23 protein-coding genes are annotated in these 24,291 nt (G+C 66.4%); 19 read left to right on the top strand and 4 right to left on the bottom strand.

The window, feature by feature from the left end:
* Positions 1 to 210 precede the first annotated feature (210 nt).
* From GGR23_RS00210 to GGR23_RS00170, 9 genes are all read left to right on the top strand, one after another.
* On the top strand, positions 211 to 1,338 hold the full coding sequence (locus tag GGR23_RS00210; RefSeq protein ID WP_183364085.1) for a histidine kinase dimerization/phosphoacceptor domain -containing protein: 1,128 nt from the start codon (positions 211 to 213) through the stop codon (positions 1,336 to 1,338).
* Complete coding sequence (locus tag GGR23_RS00205) at positions 1,335 to 1,757, top strand: response regulator (protein WP_183364084.1); 423 nt, start codon at positions 1,335 to 1,337, stop codon at positions 1,755 to 1,757. Before GGR23_RS00210 ends, GGR23_RS00205 begins: the two co-directional genes overlap by 4 nt.
* Before the next feature lie 119 nt (positions 1,758 to 1,876).
* Complete coding sequence (locus GGR23_RS00200; protein ID WP_183364083.1) at positions 1,877 to 3,046, top strand: zinc-dependent alcohol dehydrogenase; 1,170 nt, start codon at positions 1,877 to 1,879, stop codon at positions 3,044 to 3,046.
* 27 nt (positions 3,047 to 3,073) lie between these two features.
* Positions 3,074 to 3,871, top strand: a complete 798-nt coding sequence (locus GGR23_RS00195; protein ID WP_183364082.1) for an SDR family NAD(P)-dependent oxidoreductase — start codon at positions 3,074 to 3,076, stop codon at positions 3,869 to 3,871.
* 161 nt (positions 3,872 to 4,032) lie between these two features.
* Positions 4,033 to 4,653, top strand: coding sequence for an RBBP9/YdeN family alpha/beta hydrolase (locus GGR23_RS00190; protein WP_183364081.1), 621 nt, complete (start codon positions 4,033 to 4,035; stop codon positions 4,651 to 4,653).
* A gap of 200 nt (positions 4,654 to 4,853) precedes the next feature.
* Positions 4,854 to 7,415, top strand: a complete 2,562-nt coding sequence (locus tag GGR23_RS00185) for a GcvT family protein (protein ID WP_183364080.1) — start codon at positions 4,854 to 4,856, stop codon at positions 7,413 to 7,415.
* Between the two features lie 772 nt (positions 7,416 to 8,187).
* Positions 8,188 to 8,961, top strand: a complete 774-nt coding sequence (locus tag GGR23_RS00180) for an amino acid ABC transporter substrate-binding protein (protein ID WP_183364079.1) — start codon at positions 8,188 to 8,190, stop codon at positions 8,959 to 8,961.
* Positions 8,962 to 9,040: 79 nt separating this feature from the next.
* Entirely contained in the window at positions 9,041 to 9,721 is a 681-nt protein-coding gene (locus tag GGR23_RS00175; RefSeq protein WP_183364078.1) for an ABC transporter permease subunit, read from the top strand.
* Positions 9,718 to 10,482 (top strand): amino acid ABC transporter ATP-binding protein, encoded by a 765-nt coding sequence (locus GGR23_RS00170; RefSeq protein ID WP_183364077.1) that lies wholly within the window; start codon positions 9,718 to 9,720, stop codon positions 10,480 to 10,482. The genes GGR23_RS00175 and GGR23_RS00170 overlap by 4 nt, the downstream gene beginning before the upstream one ends.
* Positions 10,483 to 10,509: 27 nt before the next feature.
* Here the strand turns inward: GGR23_RS00170 and GGR23_RS00165 are convergent, their stop codons facing one another.
* Positions 10,510 to 11,292: a helix-turn-helix domain-containing protein gene (locus GGR23_RS00165; protein WP_183364076.1), complete on the bottom strand. Its 783-nt coding sequence runs from the start codon at positions 11,290 to 11,292 to the stop codon at positions 10,510 to 10,512.
* Positions 11,293 to 11,337: 45 nt separating this feature from the next.
* Between GGR23_RS00165 and GGR23_RS00160 the strand changes: the two genes are divergently transcribed.
* Genes GGR23_RS00160 through GGR23_RS00150 form a run of 3 tightly spaced genes read left to right on the top strand, consistent with a single transcriptional unit; the run spans position 11,338 to position 13,934 of the window.
* Positions 11,338 to 11,838 (top strand): class I SAM-dependent methyltransferase, encoded by a 501-nt coding sequence (locus GGR23_RS00160; protein WP_246364789.1) that lies wholly within the window; start codon positions 11,338 to 11,340, stop codon positions 11,836 to 11,838.
* Positions 11,835 to 12,788 (top strand): GNAT family N-acetyltransferase, encoded by a 954-nt coding sequence (locus tag GGR23_RS00155; RefSeq protein ID WP_183364074.1) that lies wholly within the window; start codon positions 11,835 to 11,837, stop codon positions 12,786 to 12,788. Before GGR23_RS00160 ends, GGR23_RS00155 begins: the two co-directional genes overlap by 4 nt.
* 48 nt (positions 12,789 to 12,836) lie before the next feature.
* Positions 12,837 to 13,934 carry an ABC transporter substrate-binding protein gene (locus GGR23_RS00150; protein ID WP_183364073.1) on the top strand — a complete coding sequence of 366 codons (1,098 nt, stop codon included), beginning with the start codon at positions 12,837 to 12,839 and terminating at the stop codon, positions 13,932 to 13,934.
* Between the two features lie 16 nt (positions 13,935 to 13,950).
* Here GGR23_RS00150 and GGR23_RS00145 read toward each other — a convergent pair whose 3' ends face one another.
* Positions 13,951 to 14,829 carry an MBL fold metallo-hydrolase gene (locus GGR23_RS00145; protein ID WP_183364072.1) on the bottom strand — a complete coding sequence of 293 codons (879 nt, stop codon included), beginning with the start codon at positions 14,827 to 14,829 and terminating at the stop codon, positions 13,951 to 13,953.
* On the bottom strand, positions 14,826 to 15,455 hold the full coding sequence (locus GGR23_RS00140; protein WP_343066585.1) for a pyridoxamine 5'-phosphate oxidase family protein: 630 nt from the start codon (positions 15,453 to 15,455) through the stop codon (positions 14,826 to 14,828). Before GGR23_RS00140 ends, GGR23_RS00145 begins: the two co-directional genes overlap by 4 nt.
* Before the next feature lie 108 nt (positions 15,456 to 15,563).
* Between GGR23_RS00140 and GGR23_RS00135 the strand changes: the two genes are divergently transcribed.
* Entirely contained in the window at positions 15,564 to 16,052 is a 489-nt protein-coding gene (locus tag GGR23_RS00135; protein ID WP_183364070.1) for a MarR family winged helix-turn-helix transcriptional regulator, read from the top strand.
* A gap of 20 nt (positions 16,053 to 16,072) precedes the next feature.
* Here GGR23_RS00135 and GGR23_RS00130 read toward each other — a convergent pair whose 3' ends face one another.
* Entirely contained in the window at positions 16,073 to 16,705 is a 633-nt protein-coding gene (locus GGR23_RS00130) for a cupin domain-containing protein (protein ID WP_183364069.1), read from the bottom strand.
* A 183-nt stretch (positions 16,706 to 16,888) separates the two neighbouring features.
* On the opposite strand from GGR23_RS00130, the gene GGR23_RS00125 reads away from it, so the two are divergent.
* The 6 genes from GGR23_RS00125 (at position 16,889) to GGR23_RS00100 (ending at position 24,276) form a co-directional block, all read left to right on the top strand.
* Positions 16,889 to 18,466, top strand: coding sequence for an ABC transporter substrate-binding protein (locus tag GGR23_RS00125; RefSeq protein ID WP_183364068.1), 1,578 nt, complete (start codon positions 16,889 to 16,891; stop codon positions 18,464 to 18,466).
* 68 nt (positions 18,467 to 18,534) lie between these two features.
* On the top strand, positions 18,535 to 19,476 hold the full coding sequence (locus GGR23_RS00120) for an ABC transporter permease (protein WP_183364067.1): 942 nt from the start codon (positions 18,535 to 18,537) through the stop codon (positions 19,474 to 19,476).
* Positions 19,473 to 20,342 carry an ABC transporter permease gene (locus GGR23_RS00115; protein WP_183364066.1) on the top strand — a complete coding sequence of 290 codons (870 nt, stop codon included), beginning with the start codon at positions 19,473 to 19,475 and terminating at the stop codon, positions 20,340 to 20,342. The genes GGR23_RS00120 and GGR23_RS00115 overlap by 4 nt, the downstream gene beginning before the upstream one ends.
* A 5-nt stretch (positions 20,343 to 20,347) precedes the next feature.
* Positions 20,348 to 21,361, top strand: coding sequence for an ABC transporter ATP-binding protein (locus GGR23_RS00110; RefSeq protein WP_183364065.1), 1,014 nt, complete (start codon positions 20,348 to 20,350; stop codon positions 21,359 to 21,361).
* Positions 21,358 to 22,389, top strand: a complete 1,032-nt coding sequence (locus GGR23_RS00105; RefSeq protein WP_183364064.1) for an ABC transporter ATP-binding protein — start codon at positions 21,358 to 21,360, stop codon at positions 22,387 to 22,389. The genes GGR23_RS00110 and GGR23_RS00105 overlap by 4 nt, the downstream gene beginning before the upstream one ends.
* A 63-nt stretch (positions 22,390 to 22,452) precedes the next feature.
* Entirely contained in the window at positions 22,453 to 24,276 is a 1,824-nt protein-coding gene (locus GGR23_RS00100) for an aminopeptidase P family protein (RefSeq protein ID WP_246364787.1), read from the top strand.
* The last annotated feature ends 15 nt before the right edge of the window (positions 24,277 to 24,291 follow it).

Genomic DNA, 24,291 nt, shown 5'->3' with positions numbered 1-24,291 from the left:
ATTTTCCTGTAGTTGCGACGGGGGCACTGCCCCTTTTCGAACGCGAAGTGCGCCTTAGGTAATGGGCTCGGGCGCACCGGGCGCCGATCCAGAAGGTTCATCAGGGAGTGGTTCCGCAGATGTCACCCATCACCGTGCGTGCGTCGGTCTCCGCCGCGACATGGGTGCGGAACGCCATCTCCCCCGCAAGCGCAGACAGGAGGCCTCAGGATGTCTGAAGACAGCCATCGCGACGGCGCCGAGCGGGCAGGAAGGGCGCTGCTCGATTCCCATGTCTCGGAAGATCCCTTTGCGGCCGCCTTCAAGGCGACCCGCATGCCGATGATCATCACCGATCCCCGGCAGGAGGACAATCCGATCATCTTTTCCAACCGGGCCTTTTCCGAGCTGACCGGCTACAGCCAGGACGAGCTGATCGGCAGGAACTGTCGCCTGCTGCAGGGACCGGATACGGACCCCGCAGCCGTGGAACGGATCCGCGAGGCCATCCGCCAGGAATTGCCGGTATCGCAGGACATCCTCAACTATCGCAAGGACGGCTCGACCTTCTGGAACGCGCTCTTCATCAGCCCGGTGCGCAACGATCAGGGCGATGTGATCTATTTCTTCGCCTCGCAGCTCGACTTCAGCGGCATCCGCCATCGCGAGGCCGAACTGGCTTCCGCGCGCCAGGCGGCGGAGGAAACGGTCCTGCGCCAGACGACCGACCTGCGCGCCGCGCTCGAGGCCAAGACCATGCTGGTCCACGAGGTGGATCACCGGGTGAAGAACAATCTTCTCACCATCGCGTCGCTGATCCGGATGCAGGCGCGCATCTCCACCAACCGGACCGTCAAGGACACGCTGAAATCGGTTCTGGACCGGGTGGAGGCGATGGGCATGGTGCACCGCAAGCTCTTCACAATGGACGATGTCGCCCGCTTCGACGTGGGCGAGTTTGCCCGCGAGCTGGTGGTGGATGTCGTCAGCGCCCTCCGGCGCGACGATATCCGCATTACCATGGACATCTCCCCCGTCCTCGTTCCCGCGAACCGGGCTTCGCCCCTGGCGCTGATCGTCAACGAGCTGGTGGGCGATGCGGTGCGGCGCGGCCTGAAGGACGGCGGCGGGCTCATTCACGTGCAGGTCCGTCGCCTCAACGGCCATTTCATCATTTCCGTCAGCGACACGGTCGAGCCGGTCCCCGTCGATCCCGAGGAGCAGCAGTTCGGCCGGCTGATCCTCGAAACCTGCGCCAAGCAGGTGGGCGCAACCATCGAACGGGAAGAGCGCGGCGTGGAAACGACGGTTCTGGTGACACTTCCGGTGGGCAACATTGCAGAGGGCAGTCAGAGTTGAACATCCTGATCGTTGAAGACGAGGCGTTGCTGGCCCTGGAACTCCAGAGCGAGCTGGAGGAGGCGGGGCACCACGTGACCGGCCATGCGATGTCCATGGGCGAGGCCGTGGCGCTGGCCGAGGCCCGGCGGCCGGACTTCGCCTTCGTCGACATCCACCTGCGCGACGGCCCGACCGGCATCGAGGTCGGCCGCATCCTCGCCCGCGACAACATCCCCTTCGTGTTCGTCACCGGCAACCTGAAGCGCATCCCGGAGGATTTTGCCGGCGCGATCGAGAAGCCCTATTCGCAGAACGGCCTGCACAACGCGCTCGCCTACATCTCGGCGCTGCTGCGCCATGCGGACTGGCGCGTCCATCACGACCCCGGGCGCGCCCCGCCCGGCCTCGTGCCCGCTCCCGCCTGCATCCGCGCCTGAGCCTCGCGCCCCAAAAAACCGGTCTCTTCCGGATCGAATGACCGTCTGGCGAGTTTCGGACAGACGGGGCGATCCACCTGCCTTGCCGTCCGGCGGCAGACGAAGAGGAGACAACACCGATGAAGGCTCTCACCTGGCACGGCAAGAGCGACATTCGCTGCGAGAGCGTGCCCGATCCGGAAATCCAGGACGGCCGCGATGCGATCATCAAGGTAACGGCCTGCGCCATCTGCGGATCGGACCTCCACATTTTCGACGGCATGATCCCCGACATGCATTCCGGCGACATCGTCGGCCACGAAACCATGGGCGAGGTCGTCGAGGTCGGCCGGGACAACAAGGCCCTCAAGGTCGGCGACCGGGTCGTGGTGCCCTTCACCATCTCCTGCGGCGAATGCTATTTCTGCAAGCGCGGCTTCTATTCCGGCTGCGAGCGTTCCAACCCCGACCGGGAAAAGGCGGCGAAGCTGTGGGGCAATTCGCCCGCGGGCCTCTTCGGCTATTCGCACCTGCTCGGCGGCTACAGCGGCGGCCAGGCGGAATATCTGCGCGTGCCCTATGCCGATGTCGGCCCCATCAAGGTGCCGGACGGGCTTTCGGACGAGCAGGTCCTCTTCCTTTCCGACATCTTCCCGACCGGCTACATGGCCGCCGATTTCTGCAACATCCAGCCGGGCGACACCATCGCCATCTGGGGCTGCGGTCCCGTCGGCCAGATGGCGATCCGCAGCGCCTTCCTGCTGGGTGCGGAACGGGTGATCGCCATCGACACCGTTCCCGAACGCCTCGCCCTTGCCCGCGAGGGCGGCGCCGAGACGCTCGATTTCCGGGCCGACAACATCTATGACCGGATCATGGAGATGACCCGCGGACGCGGGGCCGATGCCTGCATCGATGCGGTCGGCACGGAGGCGGACGCCATGTCCGGCGTCGACGCCATGATCGACCGGGTGAAGGTCGCGACCTTCCTCGGCACCGACCGTCCGCATGTGCTTCGCCAGGCGATCCACTGCTGCCGCAACTTCGGCACCGTCTCGATCGTCGGCGTCTATGGCGGGCTGCTCGACAAGATCCCCTTCGGCTCCGCCATCAACCGCGGGCTCACCTTCCGCATGGCCCAGACGCCGGTGCAGGCCTATCTGCCGAAACTTCTCGAACGCATCGAGAAGGGCGAGATCGACCCCTCCTTCGTCATCACCCACCGGGCCACCCTCGAGGAGGGGCCGGAGCTCTACAAGACCTTCCGCGACAAGAAGGACGGCTGCATCAAGGTCGTCCTGAAGCCCTGACATCACCGAAACAGAAGGAGCATTCCCATGGGAAGCCAAATGCGTCCCCTTGCCGTGGTCACCGGCGCCTCGTCCGGCATCGGCTTCGAGCTGGCCAAGATCGCCGCGGCCAAGGGCCACGACCTCATCATCGCGGCGGACGAGCCGCAGATCGAGAATGCCGCTCGCGAACTCCGGTCCCTCGGCGTTTCCGTCGATGCCATGAAGGTGGATCTCGCCACCCGGGCCGGCGCCGACGACTTCTTCAACTTCGTCTCCGACAAGGGCCAGCCGGTGGACATCCTGATGGCCAATGCCGGGCGCGGGCTCGGCCATGCCTTCCTCGACCAGGATCTCGACGAGGCGCTCCACGTGATCGGCACCAACATCACCGGCACCGTCAGCCTCATCCACCGCATCGGGCTGGCCATGCGCGCCCGGCGGCAGGGGCGCATCCTCATCACCGGCTCGATCGCCGGCTTCATGCCCGGCACCTACCAGGCCGTCTACAACGGCACCAAGGCCTTCCTGAACAGCTTTTCCTTCGCGCTGCGCGAGGAGCTGGAGGACAGCGGCGTGACCGTGACCTGCCTGATGCCCGGCGCGACCGAGACGCGCTTCTTCGAGCGGGCCGACATGCTCGACACCGCCGTCGGCCAGTCGGACAAGGACGATGCCGCGGACGTGGCCCGCGCCGGCTTCGAGGCGATGATGGACAACGAGGGCGACATCGTCACCGGCTGGAAGAACAAGCTCACCTCCGCCGTCGCCAATGTCACGCCCGCCGGCATGCTCGCCGAGCAGCACGCCCGCATGGCCGAACCCGGCAGCGGCAAGAAGCAGTAGCGCCCCCGGAGGCTGCGGAAAAACAACCGGCCGGGCTGCGCATGCCCGGCCGCTTTTATTTTCTATGGTTTTTATAGAATTTGGCATGGCCGTCCTTCGCCGGCGGACGGTGTTCGGCCAGAATGGCTCCCATCGCGACACGCAACGCCAGGGAGACCGCCATGACCCTTTCCGATCATGCTGAGACGCTCATCCTGCCGGGACTTGCCGGCTCGCCCGAGGGGCACTGGCAATATCTCTGGGCGGAGGAGCGCCCCCGTTCCCGCTACGTGGAGCAGGCGGACTGGGACTTCCCCGATCTCGACCGCTGGATCGCGCGGCTGGAGGAGGCGCTTTGCGCGAGCGAAGGCGCCTATCTGGTCGCCCATAGCCTGGGCTGCGTGCTGGCGGCGCACATGGCGGCGCGGCCGCTCGGCAGCCGCATCCGCGGCGCGCTGCTCGTCGCCCCTTGCGATCTCGCGGCGACGGGAGAGATCCACCCCGGCCTCATCCGCTTCGGCGCCATGCCGCAGGCGCCGCTGCCCTTTCCCTCGGTGGTGGTCGCCAGCCGGGACGACCCCTACATGTCGTTCGGGCGGGCGGAACAGTTCGCCGGCCTGTGGGGCTCCTCCCTCTTCGACATGGGCTATGCCGGGCACATCAACCTCTCGAGCGGTTTCGGCCGCTTCCGCAAGGGCTACCAGCTCTTCGACGCGCTCGTGGAACGGGCGCAATCCGGGGGGACGGCCACCGGCGGTTACGGATTTGCGACGCCGCGGCCGCAGGCCGGCCTGTCGCCCTGACCGGCGCGCGGCCGGGCCGATGGTCCGGCTGCGACACGCAGGCAGGGCCGCAGGGCGCGTTCGGTCGTAGACAGGCCATCCCCTTTGCCCTCAGCGCCGTCAAAGTGGTCGTGCAGTCCCCCAAGAATGTCGCAGACAGGCTTCAATTCGCATTGGCTTCGCCATAGAGTCCGCCCGATAACAAATTGAGGTCGCACCCCATGGCAGAGTTTCCCACAAAGGCGAAGGTAGTCATCATCGGTCTCGGTGGCATTGTCGGCGCATCCATCGCCCACCACCTGATCGAACGCGGATGGGACGACATTGTCGGCATCGACAAGTCGGGCATCCCCACGGACATCGGCTCGACGGCCCATGCTTCCGACTTCTGCTACACCACCAGCCACGACTATCTGTCGGTCTGGACCACCCAGTATTCCATCGACTTCTACGAGAAGATGGGCCACTACGCCCGCATCGGCGGCCTGGAAGTGGCGCGCACCGGCGACGATACCTGGATGGAAGAAATCAAGCGCAAGCTGATGTCCGCCAAGGCCTTCGGCACCCGCGCCCATTATGTCAGCCCCGCCGAGATCAAGAAGCTCTTCCCGCTGATCGAGGAAGACAAGGTCATGGGCGGCATGTTCGATCCGGATGCCGGCCTCGTCATCCCGCGCTCGCAGACCGTTGCCGGCAAGCTGGTCGATGCGGCCGAAAAGAGCGGCAAGCTGCAGGCCTTCGCCAACACGCCCGCCCAGTCGCTGATCGTCGAGAACGGCCGCATCAAGGGTGTCGTCACCCATCGCGGCACCATCATGGCCGATCACGTCATCGTCTGCGCCGGCCTCTGGGGCCGCCTGATCGCCGAAATGGTCGGCGAAGACCTGCCCGTCATGCCGGTCGACCATCCGCTCACCTTCTTCGGTCCGTACAACGAGTTCGAAGGCACCGGCAAGGAAATCGGCTATCCCCTGCTGCGCGACCAGGGCAACTCCGCCTACATGCGCGACACCGGCGACCCGAAGACCACCGAAGGCGGCCAGATCGAGTGGGGTTACTACGAAACCACCAATCCCCGCATGTGCCATCCGCGCGACCTGCTGGAGAAGCATGAGGCCCGCCTCTCGCCCTCGCAGCGCGACCTCGAGATGGAACAGATCCTCGAGCCGCTGGAACGCGCCATCGAGCTCACCCCGATCCTCGGCGAACTCGGCTATAACGAAGGCCACTCCTTCAACGGCCTGCTGCAGGTATCGGCCGCCGGCGGTCCGTCCTGCGGCGAGAGCCAGAAGGTCCGCGGCCTCTGGTACTGCGTCGCCATCTGGGTCAAGGACGGCCCCGGCTACGGCAAGCTCATCGCCGACTGGATGACCGACGGGCGCACCCATATCGACCACAACTCGATCGATTATGCCCGCTTCTACCCGCACCAGCTGACGGAAGAGTTCATCGCCAACCGCTGCTTCGAGGCGGCGCAGAAGATCTACTTCCCGGCCGTGCACCCGCGCGAGCCCTATGCCACGAGCCGCAATGCCAAGCGCTCGCCCTTCTACGAGCGCGAGAAGGAGCTCGGCGGCTACTTCATGGAGCTTGGCGGCTGGGAGCGTGCCCATGGCTACGCGGCCAACGAGCACCTGCTGGAAAAATACGGCGACCGCGTTCCGGTCCGCGAGAACGAGTGGGACAACCGCCACTTCTGGCGCGTCTCCAATGCCGAGCATCTCGCCATGAGCGAGGATTGCGGCATCGTCAACCTCTCGCACTTCTACATGTTCGATGTGGAAGGCCCCGATCACGTGGAGCTGATGGAATGGATCTGCGCCGCCAAGATCGGCGGTGACGCCAATATCGGCAAGGGCATCTACACCCACTTCCTCGATGACGAGGGCATGGTGCGCGCCGACCTCACCGTCATCCGCATGGCCGACCGCTGCCGCGTCATCGACGGCGCCGATGCCGGCCCGCGCGACTTCCACTACGTGAAGCGCGTCGCCGAGGACAAGGGCTTCGACGTGACCGTCACGGACGTCTCGGAGAAGTACATCACCATCGGCATCTGGGGCCCGAACGCCCGCGAGAACCTGAAGAAGGTCGTCGCGGACCCGGCCGGCCTCGACCCGGAAAACTTCGCCTTCGCCGCCATCAAGCAGATCGAGATCGCCGGCAAGCCGGTGACCGCCTTCCGCATCTCCTACGTGGGCGAGCAGGGCTGGGAACTGCACATGAAGTACGAGGACGGCCTGGCCGTCTGGGATGCGCTGCGCTCCACCGGCGTCATGGCCTTCGGCGTGGAAACCTACGCCAACAGCCGCCGCATGGAAAAGAGCCTGCGCCTGCAGAACGCCGACCTCCTGACCTACTACAACCTGATCGAATGCGATCTGGCCCGCCCGAAGGTCAAGGAAGCCGATTTCCGCGGCAAGGAAAAGCACCTGGAGTACAAGGCCCGCGCCAACCAGCCGGCCATGCTCTGCACGCTTGTCATGACCGAGAACACCGACTCCAAGGGCGTCAAGCGCTACCCGGTCGGCACGCTGCCGGTCATGGATCCCGAGACCAAGGAAGTGCTGGTCGACGAACTCGGCCGCCGCTCCTACACCACCTCCATCGCCTATGGTCCCACCATCGGCAAGAACATCGCGCTCGCCTACCTGCCCTGGTCCTACTGCCAGGAAGGCCGCAAGCTCGAGGTCGAGTATTTCGGAGAAACCTACCCGGTCGAGGTCGCTGGCGTCGGCTACAAGCCGCTCTACGACCCCCAGAACCTCAAGCCCCGCAGCTGACCGGGCTTCCCGTCGCGCATGCCAGAAAGGCCGGTCCCTGGACCGGCCTTTTTCCGTTCGGGCCGCAACATGGGGGGATGCGGTGCTGCACCCCAGCCTCTGCCTTGCACGGCGTGGAGTTTGGGGCACCGAACCCCCCTCTGCCTTGCAAGGCGTTGCGTTTGCCGATGCGCACCCCCCTCTGCCCTGCCGGGCATCTCCCCCTCAAGGGGGGAGATCGGGATGGGGATTCTTGGGGAAGTCCCCCGCAAACGTATCGGCAAATGAGACGCTTGTTATTTGAGGAAATCAAAAACCGCAATGTCGATCTCCCCCCTTGAGGGGGAGATGCCCGGCAGGGCAGAGGGGGGTGCGGTGCGGCAAAGGAAACGCCGTGCAGGGACAGAGGGGGGTGCGCATCGGCAAACGCGGCCTATGATCTCCCCCCTCGCGGCGAGCGAAGCTCGTCCGCCGGGGGAGATTTCCCGGCAGGGACAGAGGGGGGTGCGGTGCGGCAAACGCAAACGCCGTCCCGACAGAGGGGGGTGCGGTCCGGCATACTCAACACCGTGCAGGCAGCACGGCGAACCCCACGCCGCTCGCCCCCAAGCCCCATCCCGCAACAGAAACCACGAGGTCCCGGAAACCCGGTCCGTGTCCCATCTCAAAATTTTTACAGACAAGAAAAAGTTTTTGCAGAATCTCTTTTTCTTCAGTGTTTCCTTCCACTCCGGCGCGCCTATTTTCTGCGATAGGTGGGGCAATGCAACTTTTCATCGAAAGGATACATCCCATGAACTGGTTGAAGACCCTTGCCGTTGCCGCCGCCCTGCAGGCAGCCGCCCTGGTTCCCGCGCAGGCGGGGGAAAACCTCAATGCGATCAAGTCCGCCGGCGCGATCAAGATCGGCACCGAGGGCACCTATGCGCCCTTTACCTACCATGACGAGAGCGGCAAGCTGGTCGGCTTCGACGTGGAGATCGGCGAGGCGATTGCCGCCAAGCTCGGCGTGAAGGCGGAGTTCGTCGAGGGCAAGTGGGACGGGCTGATTGCCGGTCTCGATGCGAACCGGTACGACACGGTGATCAACCAGGTGGGCATCACCGAGGCCCGCAAGCAGAAATACGATTTCTCCGAGCCCTACATCGCCTCGAAGGCCGTGCTGATCGTCAAGGAAGACAATGCCGACATCAAGGGTTTTGCCGACCTGAAGGGCAAGAAGTCGGCCCAGTCGCTGACCAGCAACTTCGGCAAGATCGCCGAAGAAAACGGCGCGGAACTCGTCGGCACCGACGGTTTCGACCAGTCGATCCAGCTGGTGCTAACCGGTCGCGCCGATGCGACGATCAACGACAGCCTCTCCTTCCTCGACTTCAAGAAGCACAAGCCCGATGCGCCGGTGAAGATCGCCGCCGAGCAGGAAAATGCCGATTATTCCGGCATCATCATCCGCAAGGGCGAACCGGAGCTTCTGGAAGCGATCAACAAGGCGCTGGCCGACATCAAGGCCGACGGCACCTACAAGACGATCGCCGACAAGTATTTCGGCCAGGATGTCTCGAAGTAAGCGGAACCATCCGTTCCCTCCCTGCATTACGACATGCCCGGCAAAGCGTGCCGGGCATTCCTCTTGAAGGACCACGCCCGTGCCCCACTGGCTCCAACTGATGATCGACTCGCTGCCGACGCTGCTGCTGGCGGGTCTGACCTTCACCATCCCCCTGACGCTGATTTCCTTCGTGCTCGGGCTGGCGCTCGGCCTGGTGACGGCGATTGCGCGGCTGTTCGGCCCCGCCCCGCTGGTCGCCGTGGCGCGCTTCTATGTCTGGATCATCCGCGGCACGCCGCTTCTGGTGCAGCTCTTCGTCATCTTCTACGGCCTGCCGAGCATCGGCATCCTGCTCGATGCCTTTCCGGCGGCGCTCATCGGCTTCACGCTGAACATCGGCGCCTACTCCTCCGAAATCATCCGCGCCGTGATCTCCTCCGTGCCCCGGGGGCAGTGGGAGGCGGCCTATTCCATCGGCATGACCTGGCGGCAGGCCATGACCCGCACCATCCTGCCGCAGGCGGCGCGCGTTGCGGTGCCGCCGCTGTCCAACACCTTCATCTCGCTGGTGAAGGACACCTCGCTCGCCGCCGCCATCACCGTGCCCGAGCTCTTCCAGTCGGCGCAGCGCATCGTCGCCACCACCTACGAGCCGCTGATCCTCTACATCGAGGCGGCGCTGATCTATCTCGCGATGAGTTCGGTGCTTTCGGCGCTGCAGGTGCGGCTCGAGGCCCGTTTCGCCCGCTATGGCGGCATGCTGGAGGCAAACCGATGATCGAGCTTTCCCACATCGAAAAGCGCTTCGGCGACGCGGTCATCCTCAGGGACATCAACCTGCTGCTGCCGGAACGAAGCGTGACGGCGCTGATCGGCCCCTCCGGCGGCGGCAAGAGCACGCTGCTGCGCTGCATCAACCTCCTGGAAATTCCCCAGGCGGGACGCCTGCGCATCGGCGACGAGAGCATCGATTTCGCGGAAGGCCGCAAGATCGGCTGGAAGGACATCCGGCGGATCCGGCTGCAGACGGGCATGGTGTTCCAGAACTTCCAGCTCTTTCCCCACCGAACCGCTATCCAGAACGTGATGGAAGGGCTTGTGACCGTGCTCGGCTGGCCGGAGGCGAAGGCCCGTGCCCGCGCCATGGAGCTGCTGGAGAAGGTGGATCTGGCGCACAAGGCCGATGCCTGGCCGGCCTCGCTGTCGGGCGGGCAGCAGCAGCGCGTGGCGATCGCCCGCGCGCTGGCGCCCTCGCCCCGCGTGCTGCTCTGCGACGAGCCGACCTCCGCCCTCGATCCGGAGCTCTCCCAGGAAGTGGTGGACGTGCTGAGCGCGCTGGCACGGGAAGGGACCACGATGGTGATGGCGACCCACGACATCCGCCTTGCCTCGCGCATTGCCGATCAGGTGGTGTTTCTGGAGGCCGGCCGAGTGGTGGAAACCGGCCGCGGCGCCGACATCTTCAGCCATGCGGCGGAAGAGCGGACACGCCGCTTCGTCGCCTCGATCCATGCGGCCGGCGGGGCTTCGGCCGGCTAGGCGGCTGCCCGTCTGCCTGCCTGCCCGTCAGGCCTCCTCGGCAAAGCGGGCAAGGGCAGACAGCATGCCGTCCCAGCCCTCCCGGAAGCATTGCCGGTCCTCGTCGCTGACGGGGCCGAAAGCCTGATGGACGAGAACCACGCGGGTCGCCTCCTGCCCCCGCGGGATCAGCTCCAGGTCCCAGACCCCGACCACAGGGCCCGGGAGACCCATGGCGCCCCGGACGGCAAGCCGCGCGCCGGGCTCGAAGCGCTCGACCGCGCCCCAGAGCGTGCCACCCGCCTCGCCGCCCGGTTCGCCGGGCGCCGAAACTACCGCAAGCCGGCCGCCGAGCCGGGGCTCGAAGGAAAGCGTCTCGCCCTCCTTCCAGCATCTCGGCCACCATCGCTCCATCTGCATCAGCGAGCGCCAGGTGGCGTCCGCAGGCCGCTGGACCAGGTGTTCTGCGCGAATGTCGATGCTGAGGCCTGTCACGGGCGTCTCCCTCTTTTCGGCGTCATCCGCCAGGTTCAACAGAAAGGCCGCCGCCTCGGCGGAAAAGGGCCGGAGCCAGCGCTGGCAGGCTTCGAGCAGCGGCACTGGATTGAGATGGTTCAGGCGTTCCCGGCCCCGCCTCTCGAAGGTGAGGATGCCGACCGCATGGAGCACCTCGATATGGCCCATGATGGTGTAGCGGGATGTCGGAAAATGGGCACAAAGCTCGCCCGTCGTGCGCGGTCCGTCCCGCAGGAGATCGAGGATCTTCCTGCGCGTCGGGTCGGCGAGCGCGCGCCAGACGGGTTCATTTTCGGTGATGACTTGCCTGCCCATATGTGGTTAATTACCCACATGAGTCGCGCTGTCAAGGAGCAACGCATGCTGTCCGCCCGATTGAAGGCTGTCGTCGAGGCCCTTCCGCTCCGGAAGGGGATGAAGGTTCTGGAGATCGGCTGCAGCACCGGCGCGATGGCGCGCCACATGGCCGAATGCATCGAGGACGGGTTTGTGCTCGGGATCGACCGCAGCGCCACGGCGATCGCCCGCGCAAGGGAGATGGGCACCCCCGACGCCGCCTTGAGCCGGCTCGCCTATCGCCATGCCAGCGCGGCGGATTTTTCGCTGCCCGCCGGCGATGACCGCTTCGACCTTGCAGTCGCGATCCGCGTCGGCGCCTTCGACGGGCGGCATGTGGAGGAAGGCATGCGCTCGCTGCCCCGCATCCTGGCCGCGCTGAAGCCCGGAGCGCCGTTCCTCATCGATCACGGCGATGGCCTGGTGGATGTCCGCCTGATGGACTGGGCCCGTCCGCTCGGGCTTTCCGGCCAGACCGACCCCGAAAAGGCGGGCAGCGGAAAGACCGGGAGCGGGCACCGGTGACCATCCGCTTCTACCGGAGGGAGGATGCCGCCGAATGGGTGCGCCTCATGAACCTGCTGCGCGGCACGCCGCTCGGGCTTGCCGATTTCCTGGAGCGGGAGAAACGGATGGCCGGGGCGGATGCGCCCATCCGCCTCGTCATCGGCGAGGAAGGGGCGCTCGTCGTCGCGGGCCAGCTGGCGCGCTCGCCCTATGTGCCGGCGGGATACCTTAGGACCGAGATTGCCGTCTCCGCCCTGCACCGCAGGGCCGGCCTCGGAAGCCGGATGCTGGCGGAACTCGAACATCAGGCCAGACGGTCCGGTTTCGACGGCCTTTACGGCGAACAGCCGGACAGCGCCACGGAAACGCTGGACTGGCTGAAGAGGCGCGGCTTTGCCATTGCCCGTCGGAGACGCGAAAGCCGGTTGCCGACGGCTGTCCGGGCGGAAAATCCTGCCCGGCAGGATGCAGGCCTCCGCCTGCCGCCGGCGTTCAGGCTCGTGACCATGGCGGAGGGCTATCCGGGCTGGGATCTCCTCCTCCCCTTCCTGCGCGACCGTCTTGGCGAGACGCCCGATCTGGAGGGTCTTCCGCCCTGGTCGATGCAGCAGCTCGACCGGATCTTCCGGACGAACCCGAATGCGCGGCCCGATTGGGTGCTCGCGGCGCTCCACGGCGATGATCTGGCCGGCGCCGGTGCCCTGCATCGGGCCGGAGCGGATGCCTATGTCTATTTCGTCGGTGTCGAGCGGAAGCACCGGGGCCTCGGCCTCGGCACCGCCCTTCTCGAGGGGCTGGTCGGGAAAGCGGCCGAGGCCGGCTGCGCGGAGGTCCGGATCGACAATCTGGAAGAAAACAGGCCGGCGCTGCGGATGACCGAGAAGACCGGCTTCACGCCCCATCGAACCCGGCTGGAGCTGCGCAAGCGGCTCGACCCGGCCTACCCGGCAGCAAGCCGGGGTGGCTGACCGCCCACCCCTGCCGCCCGCCCCTACCCCCTTCACCAGGAGATCTTCATGCCGTCGAAAAATCGTGCTTCCGGAAAAAGGGGCGCCGTCCTCATCGGCGCCCTCGCACCCCTCTCCCGGCCGGGCTGGGTGGAGGCGGGCCAGCAGATGCTGGCCGGGATGCAGCAGGCGGTGAGCGACATCAATGCCGCCGGCGGGCTGGGCGGGCAGGAACTCCTGCTCGTGGTGCGCGACACGGCGGCAGACCCCGCGACGGCAGAAGCAGCGGTCGACGCGCTTGCCGGACAGGGGGTGACGGCCATTGCCGGGGAATATCACAGCGTGGTCGCCCGCGTCATCGCCGCACGCGCCGAGGCGCTCGGCATTCCCTTCGTCTGCTCCTCCGCCGTCATCGACGGCCTGCTCGAGAAGCCGGGCCGATGGGTGGCGCGAATAGCACCGCCGCAGTCGAAGGGATGGAGCCGCTATGCGGCGCATCTGCTTGCCGCAGGGCATCGGCACATCGCCGCCGCCTGCCAGCCCAGCGTCTACTGGCAGGCCGGCATCCGCATTCTGAGGGCGAGCCACGAAGCGGCGGGCGGATCGGTCGCGGTGCTCGATCTTCAGTCCACCGAACCGGCGGAGCTGTGCGACAGGCTGGCGGCGGGCAACGCAACCGCGCTCCTGCTGCTCGCCGGCCATCCGGAACCGGCGCTTTCGCTTGCAGAGGCGGTTCTCCGCGACACGCGACTGTCCCGGCTGAAGCTCGGCGCCCCCGCGGGTCAGCCCGAATTTCCCGGCTGGGTCGAGCGTCTCGGGGCGGGCGCGGCAGGCATTCCGTTTCTGCGCTACCTGCCGCCCGCGACCGCGGGAAAGGGCGTGGCCATAGCCGCCCGCCTTTCCGCGCGCCTCGGCGGCACGCCTTCCTTCGTGGCCCTCGAGGGCTATGACGCCATGCTGGTTCTCGCGGATGCGCTGCGACAGGCGGGGCTGGACCGGGCGCGGGTGCCCCTGTGCTGGCCGAAGGTCCAAATCGAGGGCAGCCGGGGCGACATCGTGCTGTCCCGCGCCGACGAGGATACCGTGTGGCAATGGGCGTCGGCGCCGGTGGAGATCGCCGAGCGCGATCCGGCCGATCCCGAGCGTTTCAGGACCGTTTTCCGGTAACGGGCGCGGCAGTGATTCAGGCAACCCTGTAGACGGCGAGATCCTCTGCCAGGCTGACCTTCCCCCGGAAGTGGGCCCGCACATCGGCCAGGGCCTCCTCGAGGGCGGCCAGCGACCAGAGCGCGCTATCGCGCCCCGCATGGCCGGGATCGAGCATCAGATGCGAGAGAACGAGATGCTGAACGCCGGCGAGCGTCGCAAGCCGGCCGATGTCCTCCGGCAGGCAGACCACATCGGCAAGCGGCTTGCCTGCCGCCTTTCCGCTGACGACCATGTGCGCCACCATGAGCTCCGCCCCGCGGGCAAAGTTGACGAAGGCGGGATCGCGCATGACCTGATCCCCCGCGAGCACGACGGACACGCCGGCTGCGTCGATGCGGAAAGCAAGGGTGGGGGCGCGGCCGTGATGGACGGGATAGACCGCGATGTCGACCTGCCCGTCCGCCCCGAGGGACAGGCGCCGCTGCCGTGCCACGGAAACCGTGAGGGGAAAGGGCGGATTGTCGACGAGGGACGACAGGAAGGGAAAGGCGCCCTGCGGACCGAAAAGCCGCTGCCAGAAGGCTTCCATGTCCGGAAAGCCTTCGGCTGCGGGCGGGCCGAGGACGAGAAGCGGCGCGGAGCGATCCGCCGTCAGCTCTCCCCAGACGAAATCCGGCAGGCCGGAGACGTGATCGGGATGGAGGTGGGAGATGAGAAGCGTGCCGACCTCTCCCGGGCACAGTCCGGCCCGGGCGAGTGCATGCGGCGTGTCGCCGCCCATGTCGACGACCAGGGGGCGCGCCTCGGGAAGGCGAAGCAGATAGGCGGCACTGCCCCTGCCTCCGCCATGCATCGGTCCGCCGGAACCGAGCACCGTGAGGGCGATGCCGACAGGCGGCGACACCGTGCTCATGCGTCCCTCGTGCCGGGATTCACCGCGCAATGCGGCGCGTCGTCGATGCCGTGCAGCAGGCTGGTGACATCGGGAACGGGGGCTTCGACGGTGGTCCTGAGGGGGATGACCCCGCCCCAGACCGGCCAGGCAAGATCCTCCTCATCCTCGTCGGGGGGACCGGTGCGGATCTTGGCCGAGGCCTCCGAAAGCGGCAGGGCGATGACGCGGGTCGCCTTTATCTCCTGCGGCGTTACCGGCCTCAGCCGGTCCCATCTGCCGGGGAAGAGACGCTCCATCATCAGGCGCAGCTGCGCGGCGCATTCCGCGGCGTCGGTGATCATCCGGCCCTGGCCGAGAATGGTGACCGAGCGGTAGTTTGCCGAGTGGTGAAAGGCCGAGCGTGTGAGGACAAGCGCATCCAGATGGGTGACCGTGATGCACAGGGGAGCATCGGCAGAAGCCTCGATCATGCGGCTTGCCGCCGATCCGTGGATGTAGATGCTCTCCTCGTCATGCCAGTAGAGGGTTGGCAGCACGAAGGGCTGTCCCTGATGGACGAAGCCCACGTGACAGTGAAACCCGGCATCGAGGATGTCCTGAATGACGGAGCGGTCGTAATGTCCGCGCTCGTGAAATCGCTTCACACGGACTCGGGGAGAAGGCGGTGGGGCAGGATGCGTGCTCATCGGGGACCTGATATGGTTGGCGATGCGAAAAAATTATCAGGTCCCTGATACTGGAGTCAAGGCGGCATGGCAAAATCACCGGAAGCAAAAGGCGCGGTTCCGAAGGTCGGGGAAGGCCGGAGGGGCATGGAGGGCTATCTGCTGTACCTTTTGCGGCAGGCAAACACGGTGGCGCAGCAGGCGATGGACCGTGCCCTTGCCGAGCTCGGCCTGAGCGTGGCGCAGTATTCGGCCCTCACCATGATCAAGGCCTATCAGCCGCTGTCGAGCGCCGACCTGGCCCGCCTGTCCATGCTAACGCCGCAGAGCGCGCATGAGGTGGTGCAGCGGCTGGACGGGCGGGGTCTGATCCGGAAGTTTCCCGATCCCCATCACCGGCGCATCGTGCGGCTGGAAATCACCGATGCGGGGCAGGCACTCATCCAGGAGGCGCGCAAGCTGTTCGATCCGGTCGAGGAAAGGCTTCTTGCGGCTGCCGGCGGCATCGATCCCGCCGTCATCCGCCAGTGGCTGGTTGCGGTGGCAACCGGTCTGGCCGGCAATGACGAGGCCTGACCGGGCGCGCCGGCCGGCGCTCAGCCGGCGGGAGAGGCCTCTTCGCGCCTGCTGTCCTTGAAGATCGGCGTGGTGCCCACCCACAGCTCGCGGGCAGGCACCGTTCCGACATTGGTTGCCCGGTGCGGCAGCGATGAGGGAAAGTGGAGCGTATCGCCCGCCTTCAGGTGATAATGCGAGCCATTGACCTCGTAGAGGATCTCGCCTTCGATGATATAGACGAAATCCTCTCCCTCGTGGGTCATCATCTCGGACACGTAGCCGACCGGAATGCGGGTGATGCAGCCATTCAGCTTCGCGCCGGGAAAACCGCGCTCCAGGATCTCGTAGACCCGCTCCTTCGTCTCCACCGTATAGCCCGTGCGCGTCTCCGAGCGCGTGACCATCGAGGGCGTGTGCTGCGGTTCCTCCGAAAGGAAGGAATCCACCGACATGCCGAGTGCATTGGCAATCTTGTAAAGCGAGATCAGCGACGGCGCGGAAAGGCCCCGCTCCACCTGGCTGATGAAGCCTTCCGTCAGGTCGCATTCGGCGGCCACCTGCTTCATGGTTTTCCCGATTTCCTTCCGGCGCTGCCGCAGAAGGTGCCCCAGGCGGGCCCCTTCGCTGCCGGCATGCCCTTCCCGCGGATCGGTGCTCGCAGGCTCTGACATCGATTGCTTCTCCACTTGACTCGCATCCATTAAAAACTTTAGTGTAGCTTAAGTGGACTTAAGCAACACAAAAGACAACCGATCATAACAAAAAGTCCGCTTAACACTCGATAAATTTTCCCGCCCTTGCGGGAGGACAGGCAGCCGGCCGGCTGCAGATGAGAACGGGAGGCTCACATCCACATGAAAAAGATGATCATGCCGCTTCTGGCAGCGGTATTCCTGACAGCACCCATGGCCATGCCCGCCACGGCCGTCGAGCGCGGCGGTGCCATGAGTTTCGCCCGCTACGACGATTCCGTGCTGATCGACCCGGTCTGGGCGGAACGCAACCCCGATATCTGGATGGTGACGAACCTCTACGACACGCTGCTGCGCAACGGCGAGAAGGGCGCGCTGGAGCCCGGCCTTGCCGAGAAGCACGAGGTTTCCGCCGACGGCAAGACCATCACGCTGACGCTGCGCCAGGGGGTGAAATTCTCCGACGGTTCGGCGCTTTCCGCCGGGGACGTGGTCTTCTCGCTCGAACGGGCGCGCAATCCGGACGGTCCCTGGGGCAATCTGCTGGCCTCGGTGACGGGCGTGAAGGCCGAAGGCAGCACGGTGACGCTGTCGCTCAAGCAGCCGGACCCGACCATCCTGTCGGTGCTCGCCACCTTCAACACCGGGATCGTGCCCAAGGCCGCCTACGAGAAGATGGACGGCGCGAACGACCAGGAGAAGGCCGCCGCCTTCTACGCTGCCGGCCCGGTCACCTCCGGCCCCTTCATGCTGAAGGAGCACCAGAAGGGCTCCCGCATGGTCTTCGTGCGCAACCCGAACTACTGGCGCAACGGCGAGGACGGAAAGCCGCTTCCCTATCTTGACGAGGTTGATTTCGAGATCATTCCCGACGACGCGACCCGCATCCTGAAGCTCCAGTCGGGAGAGGTCGACGGGGCGGAATTCATCCCCTTCTCGCGCGTGGCGGAGCTTTCGGCCGATCCGAACCTCGACATGAAGCTCTTCCCCTCCTCGCGCATCATCTACGCGCCGATCAACAGCCGCGAGACGAAGGCGGACGGATCGAAGAACCCGCTTGCCGACAAGAGGGTGCGCCAGGCGCTCAACTATGCCACCGACAAGAGCGCGATCATCCGGCTCGTCACCTTCGACACGGGCATGCCGATGACCTCGCTGATGCCGGCGGCGACCACCTATCATGCGGGGTCCGAGCCGCTCTACCCCTATGATCCCGCCAGGGCGCAGGCGCTCCTGAAGGAGGCGGGCATCGAGGGCGGCCTCGACATCACGCTGACCACCCTTGCGGGCTCGGCGGACGATTCCACCCTCTTCACCGCACTCCAGCAGATGTGGCAGGGCATCGGCGTCAACCTCAAGGTCGAGCAGGTGGATAGCCCCACCCGCGGCGAGAAGAACCGCTCCGGCACGTTCGACATCCACACCTATGGCTGGGCGAACGACATCAACGACCCCGCCCAGGTGACGAGCTGGCTCGGCTATTACAAGCACCGCCAGGCCGTCGGCACCGGCTGGAACAACGCGGAATTCAACACGCTCTTCGAGACCTCGATGACCGAGACCGACCCGGAGAAGCGCCGCGAGGAATACAAGAAAATGCAGGAGATCTACGCGGAGGAAGCGCCCCTTCTCTTCCTCTACGAAACGCCCTTTGCGGTGGCTCTCGCGAAATCCGTCAGGGATTACGTGCAGTCGCCACTGGGTGCGAACGATTTCTCCACCGCGTGGAAGAGCAAGTAACTCCTCCCCCCGCGTGACTCGGGAACAGGCGCGAATGCCTGTTCCCCTCTTCTTTCCGGGATGCGCCCATGCCATCAGCTGCCTATCTTCTCTCCCGTCTCCTGCAGATCGTGCCGACCTTCCTGCTGGTGATGGTGTTCATCTTCCTCTTCGTCCGGCTGCTTCCCGGCGATCCCGCAATCGCCATGGCGGAGGCCAAGGCAAGCGACCAGCAGCTGGCGGAAATCCGCGAGCGCATGGGGCTGAACGAACCGCTTGCGGTGCAGTTCGGCTATTTCGTCAAGAATACCGTGACGGGCGATCTCGGCCGCTCGATCCTGATGAAGCGTCCGGTCGCGGAGGTGATCCTCGAACGGCTGCCGGTGACCGTCTATCTCTCGCTCTATGCGGTGGCGCTTTCCGTGCTGGTGGCCGCACCGCTGGCGCTGTTTGCCGCAACCCGCGCGAACGGACCGGCCGACATCGCCATCCGCGGCCTGTTCCAGGTGGGGCTGTCCATGCCCGTATTCTATATCGGCCTCGTGCTTCTGACCGTTCTCGGCGCCAAGCTCCGGCTGTTTCCCGTGGGCGGCTACGGGCGCAGCTTCATCGACAATCTCTACCACCTTGCCCTGCCCGCCCTCAGCATCGCGCTCTACACATCCGCGATCCTGATGCGCAATCTTCGCGCCTCGCTGGTGGAAGTGCTCGATTCCGAATTCGTGCAGTTCGCCCGCGCCAAGGGCCTGCCCCGGCGCATCGTCCTGACCCGCCACGTGCTGCGCAATGCGCTCGTTTCCGCCGTCACGCTGCTCGGCCTGTCGATCGGCAACCTGATGAGCGGCACGCTGGTGACCGAAACGGTCTTTGCGGTGCCCGGGGTCGGCCGGCTGATGCTCGAGGCGATCTTCGCCCGCGACTATCCGCTGATCCAGGGCCTCACGCTCACCTTTGCCGTCATCGTTTCCCTCACCTTTCTCGCCACGGACATCGTCCAGTCCTGGCTCGATCCGAGGCTCCGCCAGGCATGACCACGCTCGACCGCATCGCTCCCGCGCGTCCGAACCGGCTGTCCGGTTTCGCTGCCCGCGCGCTCAAACGCCCGGCCTTTCTCGCCGGCTTCGCCATCCTCGGCGCCTCGCTGCTGCTCGCCCTCTTCCCGGCGGCGATCGCACCCTATGATCCCCTAGCCTTCGACATGACGGCAATCCAGCAGGGCCCGTCGCTCGCCCACCCCTTCGGGACGGACGGCTTCGGACGCGACGTGCTGTCCCGCGTCATCTGGGCCTATCGGGTCGACATGCAGATGGCCTTCTTCGCGACCGTCTTCGCCATGCTGATCGGGCTCACGACCGGGGCGCTGGTGGGCTTCTACGGCGGCATCGCCGACGCGATCTTCGGACGCGTGGTGGATGCGGTGATCACCTTTCCCTTCCTGGTGCTGGTCATCGCCATCGTCGCCGTGCTCGGGCCGGGCCTCGTCAACATGTATGTGGCGATCACGGCGGTAAACTGGGTCTACTACGCCCGCCTGACCCGGGCGGAGATCATGGCGCAGAAGGCACAGGATTATGCCGCCGCCGCCCGGGTGCTCGGCTATTCCGATGCGCGGATCATCTTCCGCCACCTGCTGCCGAACGCCATCTCCCCCGTCATCGTCTACTGGATGACGGACATGGCGCTTGCCATCCTCCTCGGCTCCTCGCTCGGCTATCTCGGCCTCGGCGCCCAGCCGCCGGCCGCCGAATGGGGCGTGCTGATTGCCGAGGGCCGCAACTTCATCATGACCGCCTGGTGGATCAGCCTCATGCCGGGGATCGCCATCGTGGTGACCGGGCTGGGCTTCAGTCTTCTCGGCGACTCGCTTGCCGATCTCCTCCGGCCCAAGGGACGCTGACCGTGATGCTCGACCGACACATTGACGCCGCCGCGCGCCCCGCCGTTCTCGAAATCCGCAACCTGACCACCAGCTTCGGCCCGCAGGAACGGCCCCTCGTGGCGGTGGACGGCCTTTCCCTTTCGCTGAAGGCGGGCGAGATCCACGGCCTGGTCGGCGAAAGCGGGTCCGGCAAGTCGATCACGCTGCGCTCCATCCTCGGCCTCATCCAGCCGCGCGGGCGCGTCGGCGGCGAGATCCTCTGGAAGGGGCGAAACCTGGCCGCCCTCTCCGAACGGGAGCTCGGGGCGATCCGCGGCAAGGAGATCGCCATGATCTTCCAGGAGCCGATGACGTCGCTGAACCCGCTGCTGCCGGTGGGATTGCAGATCACGGAAAATCTCGCGGCCCATACCGGTCTTGCCCGGGCGGAGCGGGAGCGCGAGGCCGTTGCCCTCCTCGACCGGGTGGGCATTCCCGGCGCCCGCGCGCGGCTTGCCGATTTCCCGCACGAGTTTTCCGGCGGCATGCGCCAGCGGGTGATGATCGCCATCGCGCTGGCCTCCAGGCCGCAGCTGCTGCTCGCCGACGAGCCGACCACCGCGCTCGACGTGACCATTCAGGACCAGATTCTCAGGCTTCTCCAGTCGCTCGCGGCGGAATTCGGCATGTCGGTCATCCTCGTGACCCACGACATGGGCGTCGTCGCCGCCTGTTGCGACCGCGTCAGCGTCATGTATGGCGGACGGCTCTGCGAGAGCGGCCCGACCGCCGACGTCATTGCCGCCCCCCGCCATCCCTATACGCGGGGACTGCTGCATTCGATCCCGCGCGGGGTGGCGCCCCGCACGCCGCTCTATTCCATTCCCGGCGTGCCGCCGGGCCTTGGAGAGCGCCCGCCAGGCTGCGCCTTCGCGCCCCGCTGCCCGAACGCCCTGGATGTCTGCCGTGACGAGAAGCCCGTCCCGTCGGTCTCGGCCGGGGGTCGCGGCCTCGCCTGCCACAATCCCGAACCCGGTCCCACGGAGGAGACCCGATGAGCGCAGAACCCATTCTATCGGTCTCCGGCCTCTCGGTCCGCTTTTCCAAACCGAGGCCGCTCGCCCACCAGCTGCTCGGCCACCCCCGGCAGGAGGTGCGGGCGCTGAACGGGATCGATCTCGCGGTTGCCCGCGGCGAGACGCTCGGGATCGTCGGCGAATCCGGCTGCGGGAAATCCACGCTCGCGCGGTGCCTGGCAGGCCTCGTCACCCCCACCGAGGGGGAAATCCGCTTCCGCGGCGAACGGCTCGCCGACCTGCGCGGCAAGGACCGGCGCGCCTATAACCGGCGGGTGCAGCTGATCTTCCAGGATCCCTACAGTTCGCTCAACCCCCGCATGACCGTCGGCGACATGCTGAGCGAGGCCCTTACCGTCCACCGCATGCGCTCCGGCTCCGGGGTCGACGAGCGGATCGGCGAGCTCTTCGAGCTGGTGCGCCTGCCGCAGGACGCCCGGGACAAGTATCCGCACGAATTCTCCGGCGGGCAGAGACAGCGCATCGCGATTGCGCGCGCCCTTGCGGTGGAACCGGAATGCCTGATTGCCGACGAGCTGGTCTCTGCCCTCGACGTATCGGTGCAGGCGCAGGTGGTGAACCTGATGCTCGACCTGCAGGACCGCCTGGGGCTGACCGTGCTGTTCGTCGCCCACGACCTCAGGCTGGTCCGCCACGTCTCCCATCGTGTGGCGGTGATCTATCTCGGCTCGGTGGTGGAGATCGGCCCGTCCGAGACGGTGTTCTCGGCACCGCGCCATCCCTATTCGCAGGCCCTTCTGGCCGCGGCACCCACGCTCGAGGTGAAGGAGGGGCGGAAGACCCCGGCCCTCTCCGGCGAACTGCCCAGCCCGCTCGCCATTCCGCCCGGCTGCCCCTTTCACATTCGCTGCCCCTATGCGGCAGAACGCTGCCGGCGCGAGAAGCCTGCCCTGCTGCCTCACGGGGGCGGGCTTGCCGCCTGCCACTTCGCCGAAGAGATCGCCGCCGGCACGCAGCCGGTGCGGAAGGCCGAACCGCAGCCTGCCTGATCGAGCCCGCCTGCCCCTTGCCCCAACCGCGCCCGGCCACCGGCCGAAAGGATGATGACTCCCATGTCCATGATGACCCCGAAATTCCTGCTGGCCCAACGTCTTGCCGACTTGCGGGCCGAACTCGACCGGCGCGGCCTCGACGGCTTCGTCATTCCCCGCTTCGACGAGCATCAGGGCGAATACTGCGCCCCGCACGACAACCGGCTGGCATTCCTGACCGGCTTTACCGGCTCGGCGGGGGTTGCCGCCGTCTTCCGCGACAGGGCCGCCCTCTTCGTCGACGGACGCTACCAGGTGCAGGTGCGCGAGGAGACGGATACCGGCCTCTATGCCATCGAGCACTTCCATCAGGCACCGCTGAAGGACTGGCTTGCCCGGACGGTGAAGCCCGGGGAAAGGATCGGCTTCAATCCCATGCTCATCCCCCACCGCTGGGACAGCGAATGCGGCGCGGCGGTACGCGGAAAGGGGGGTGAATGGCTGGCGCTCGAGTCCGATCCGGTGGATGCGATCTGGCACGACCAGCCCGACCGGCCGCTGGGCGCCATCACGCCGATGCCCGTCGACCATGCCGGCATGACCTCGGTCGAGAAGCGCCGGCTGGTCGCCGAGCGGCTGCGGGCGCTGGGCGCCGATCTTCTCATCGAGGCACAGCCTGACAACATTGCCTGGCTGCTCAATGTCCGCGGCCGGGACGTGGCCTTCAATCCGATGCCCAACTCCTTCCTCGTCGCCAGCTCGACCGGCGCGGTGGAGTGGATGGTCGACAGCCGCAAGCTGCCCAACGATCTCGCCGCCTTCGAGCTCGAGGACGTCACGCGCACCGATCCCGAGCATCTGCTGGAGCGCATCGGCGGGCTGGCGGCCGGAAGGCGGGCGGTGATCGACCCCGATTTCGCCCCGGCGGCCTTTTCGCGCGCGGTGGAGCAGAAGGCGGGCACGGTGCTTTTGGCGCGCAGCCCGCTGACCGAGATCAAGATGGTGAAGAACGAGGCGGAACTTTCCGGTTTCCGCACCTGCCACCAGCGCGACGGGCTGGCCTGGGTCCGGTTCCTGGCGTGGCTGGAAGCGGAGGTTCCGCGCCGGGAGGCGGAGGGCAACCCCGTGACGGAGCTGGAGGCGGAGGCAAGGATCCTCGCCTTCAGGAATGGCGATCCGCTCTTCGTCGAACCGAGCTTCCGCTCGATCTCGGCGGCGGGCGGCCACGCGGCCATGTGCCACTATGCCGCCGCACCCGAAACGGACGCGCCGCTCTCGATGCAGCAGGTCTATCTCCTCGATTCCGGCGGCCAGTATCGCTGCGGGACCACCGACGCGACGCGCACGACCGCCTTCGCCCCCGTCAGCGCCGAGATCCGCCGCGCCTACACGGCCGTGCTGAAGGGTCTGATCTCGATGCTGAGCCTTCAGTTCCCGCGCGGGACGAGAGGCCACCAGCTGGATGCCTTCGCCCGCCGCGCGCTCTGGGCCGAAGGGCTCGACTACGACCACGGGACCGGCCATGGCGTGGGCCACTTCCTTTCGGTTCACGAACAGGCACAGCGCTTCGACAAGCGGGTGAACGACGTGGACATCGAGGCGGGCATGGTCACCACGGTGGAGCCCGGCCATTACGAGGCGGGCGTCTACGGCATCCGGCTGGAAAACCAGGTGGAGGTGGTGGAAGGCCGCCATCCCGGCTTCCTTGCCTTCCGCAGCCTGACGCTGATCCCGCTCGACCTTCGCCTGGCCGACATGGGGCTGCTCTCGCTCGACGAGATCCGCTTCCTGAACGGATACCACATGGGCGTGCGGCGCGCTCTTGCCCCCGATCTCGACGGCGAGACGCTGCAATGGCTTCTCGACCGCACCGAAGCCGTGCCGCTTCCCCGCCTCCCTGGCTGAAAGGCATCAGGGAAG

The sequence above is a fragment of the Gellertiella hungarica genome (assembly GCF_014197145.1).
GTDB classification, from domain to species: Bacteria; Pseudomonadota; Alphaproteobacteria; order Rhizobiales; family Rhizobiaceae; genus Gellertiella; species Gellertiella hungarica.
Note: the sequence above shows the minus strand (reverse complement) of the source record. Positions and strands in the feature narration are given on the sequence as shown.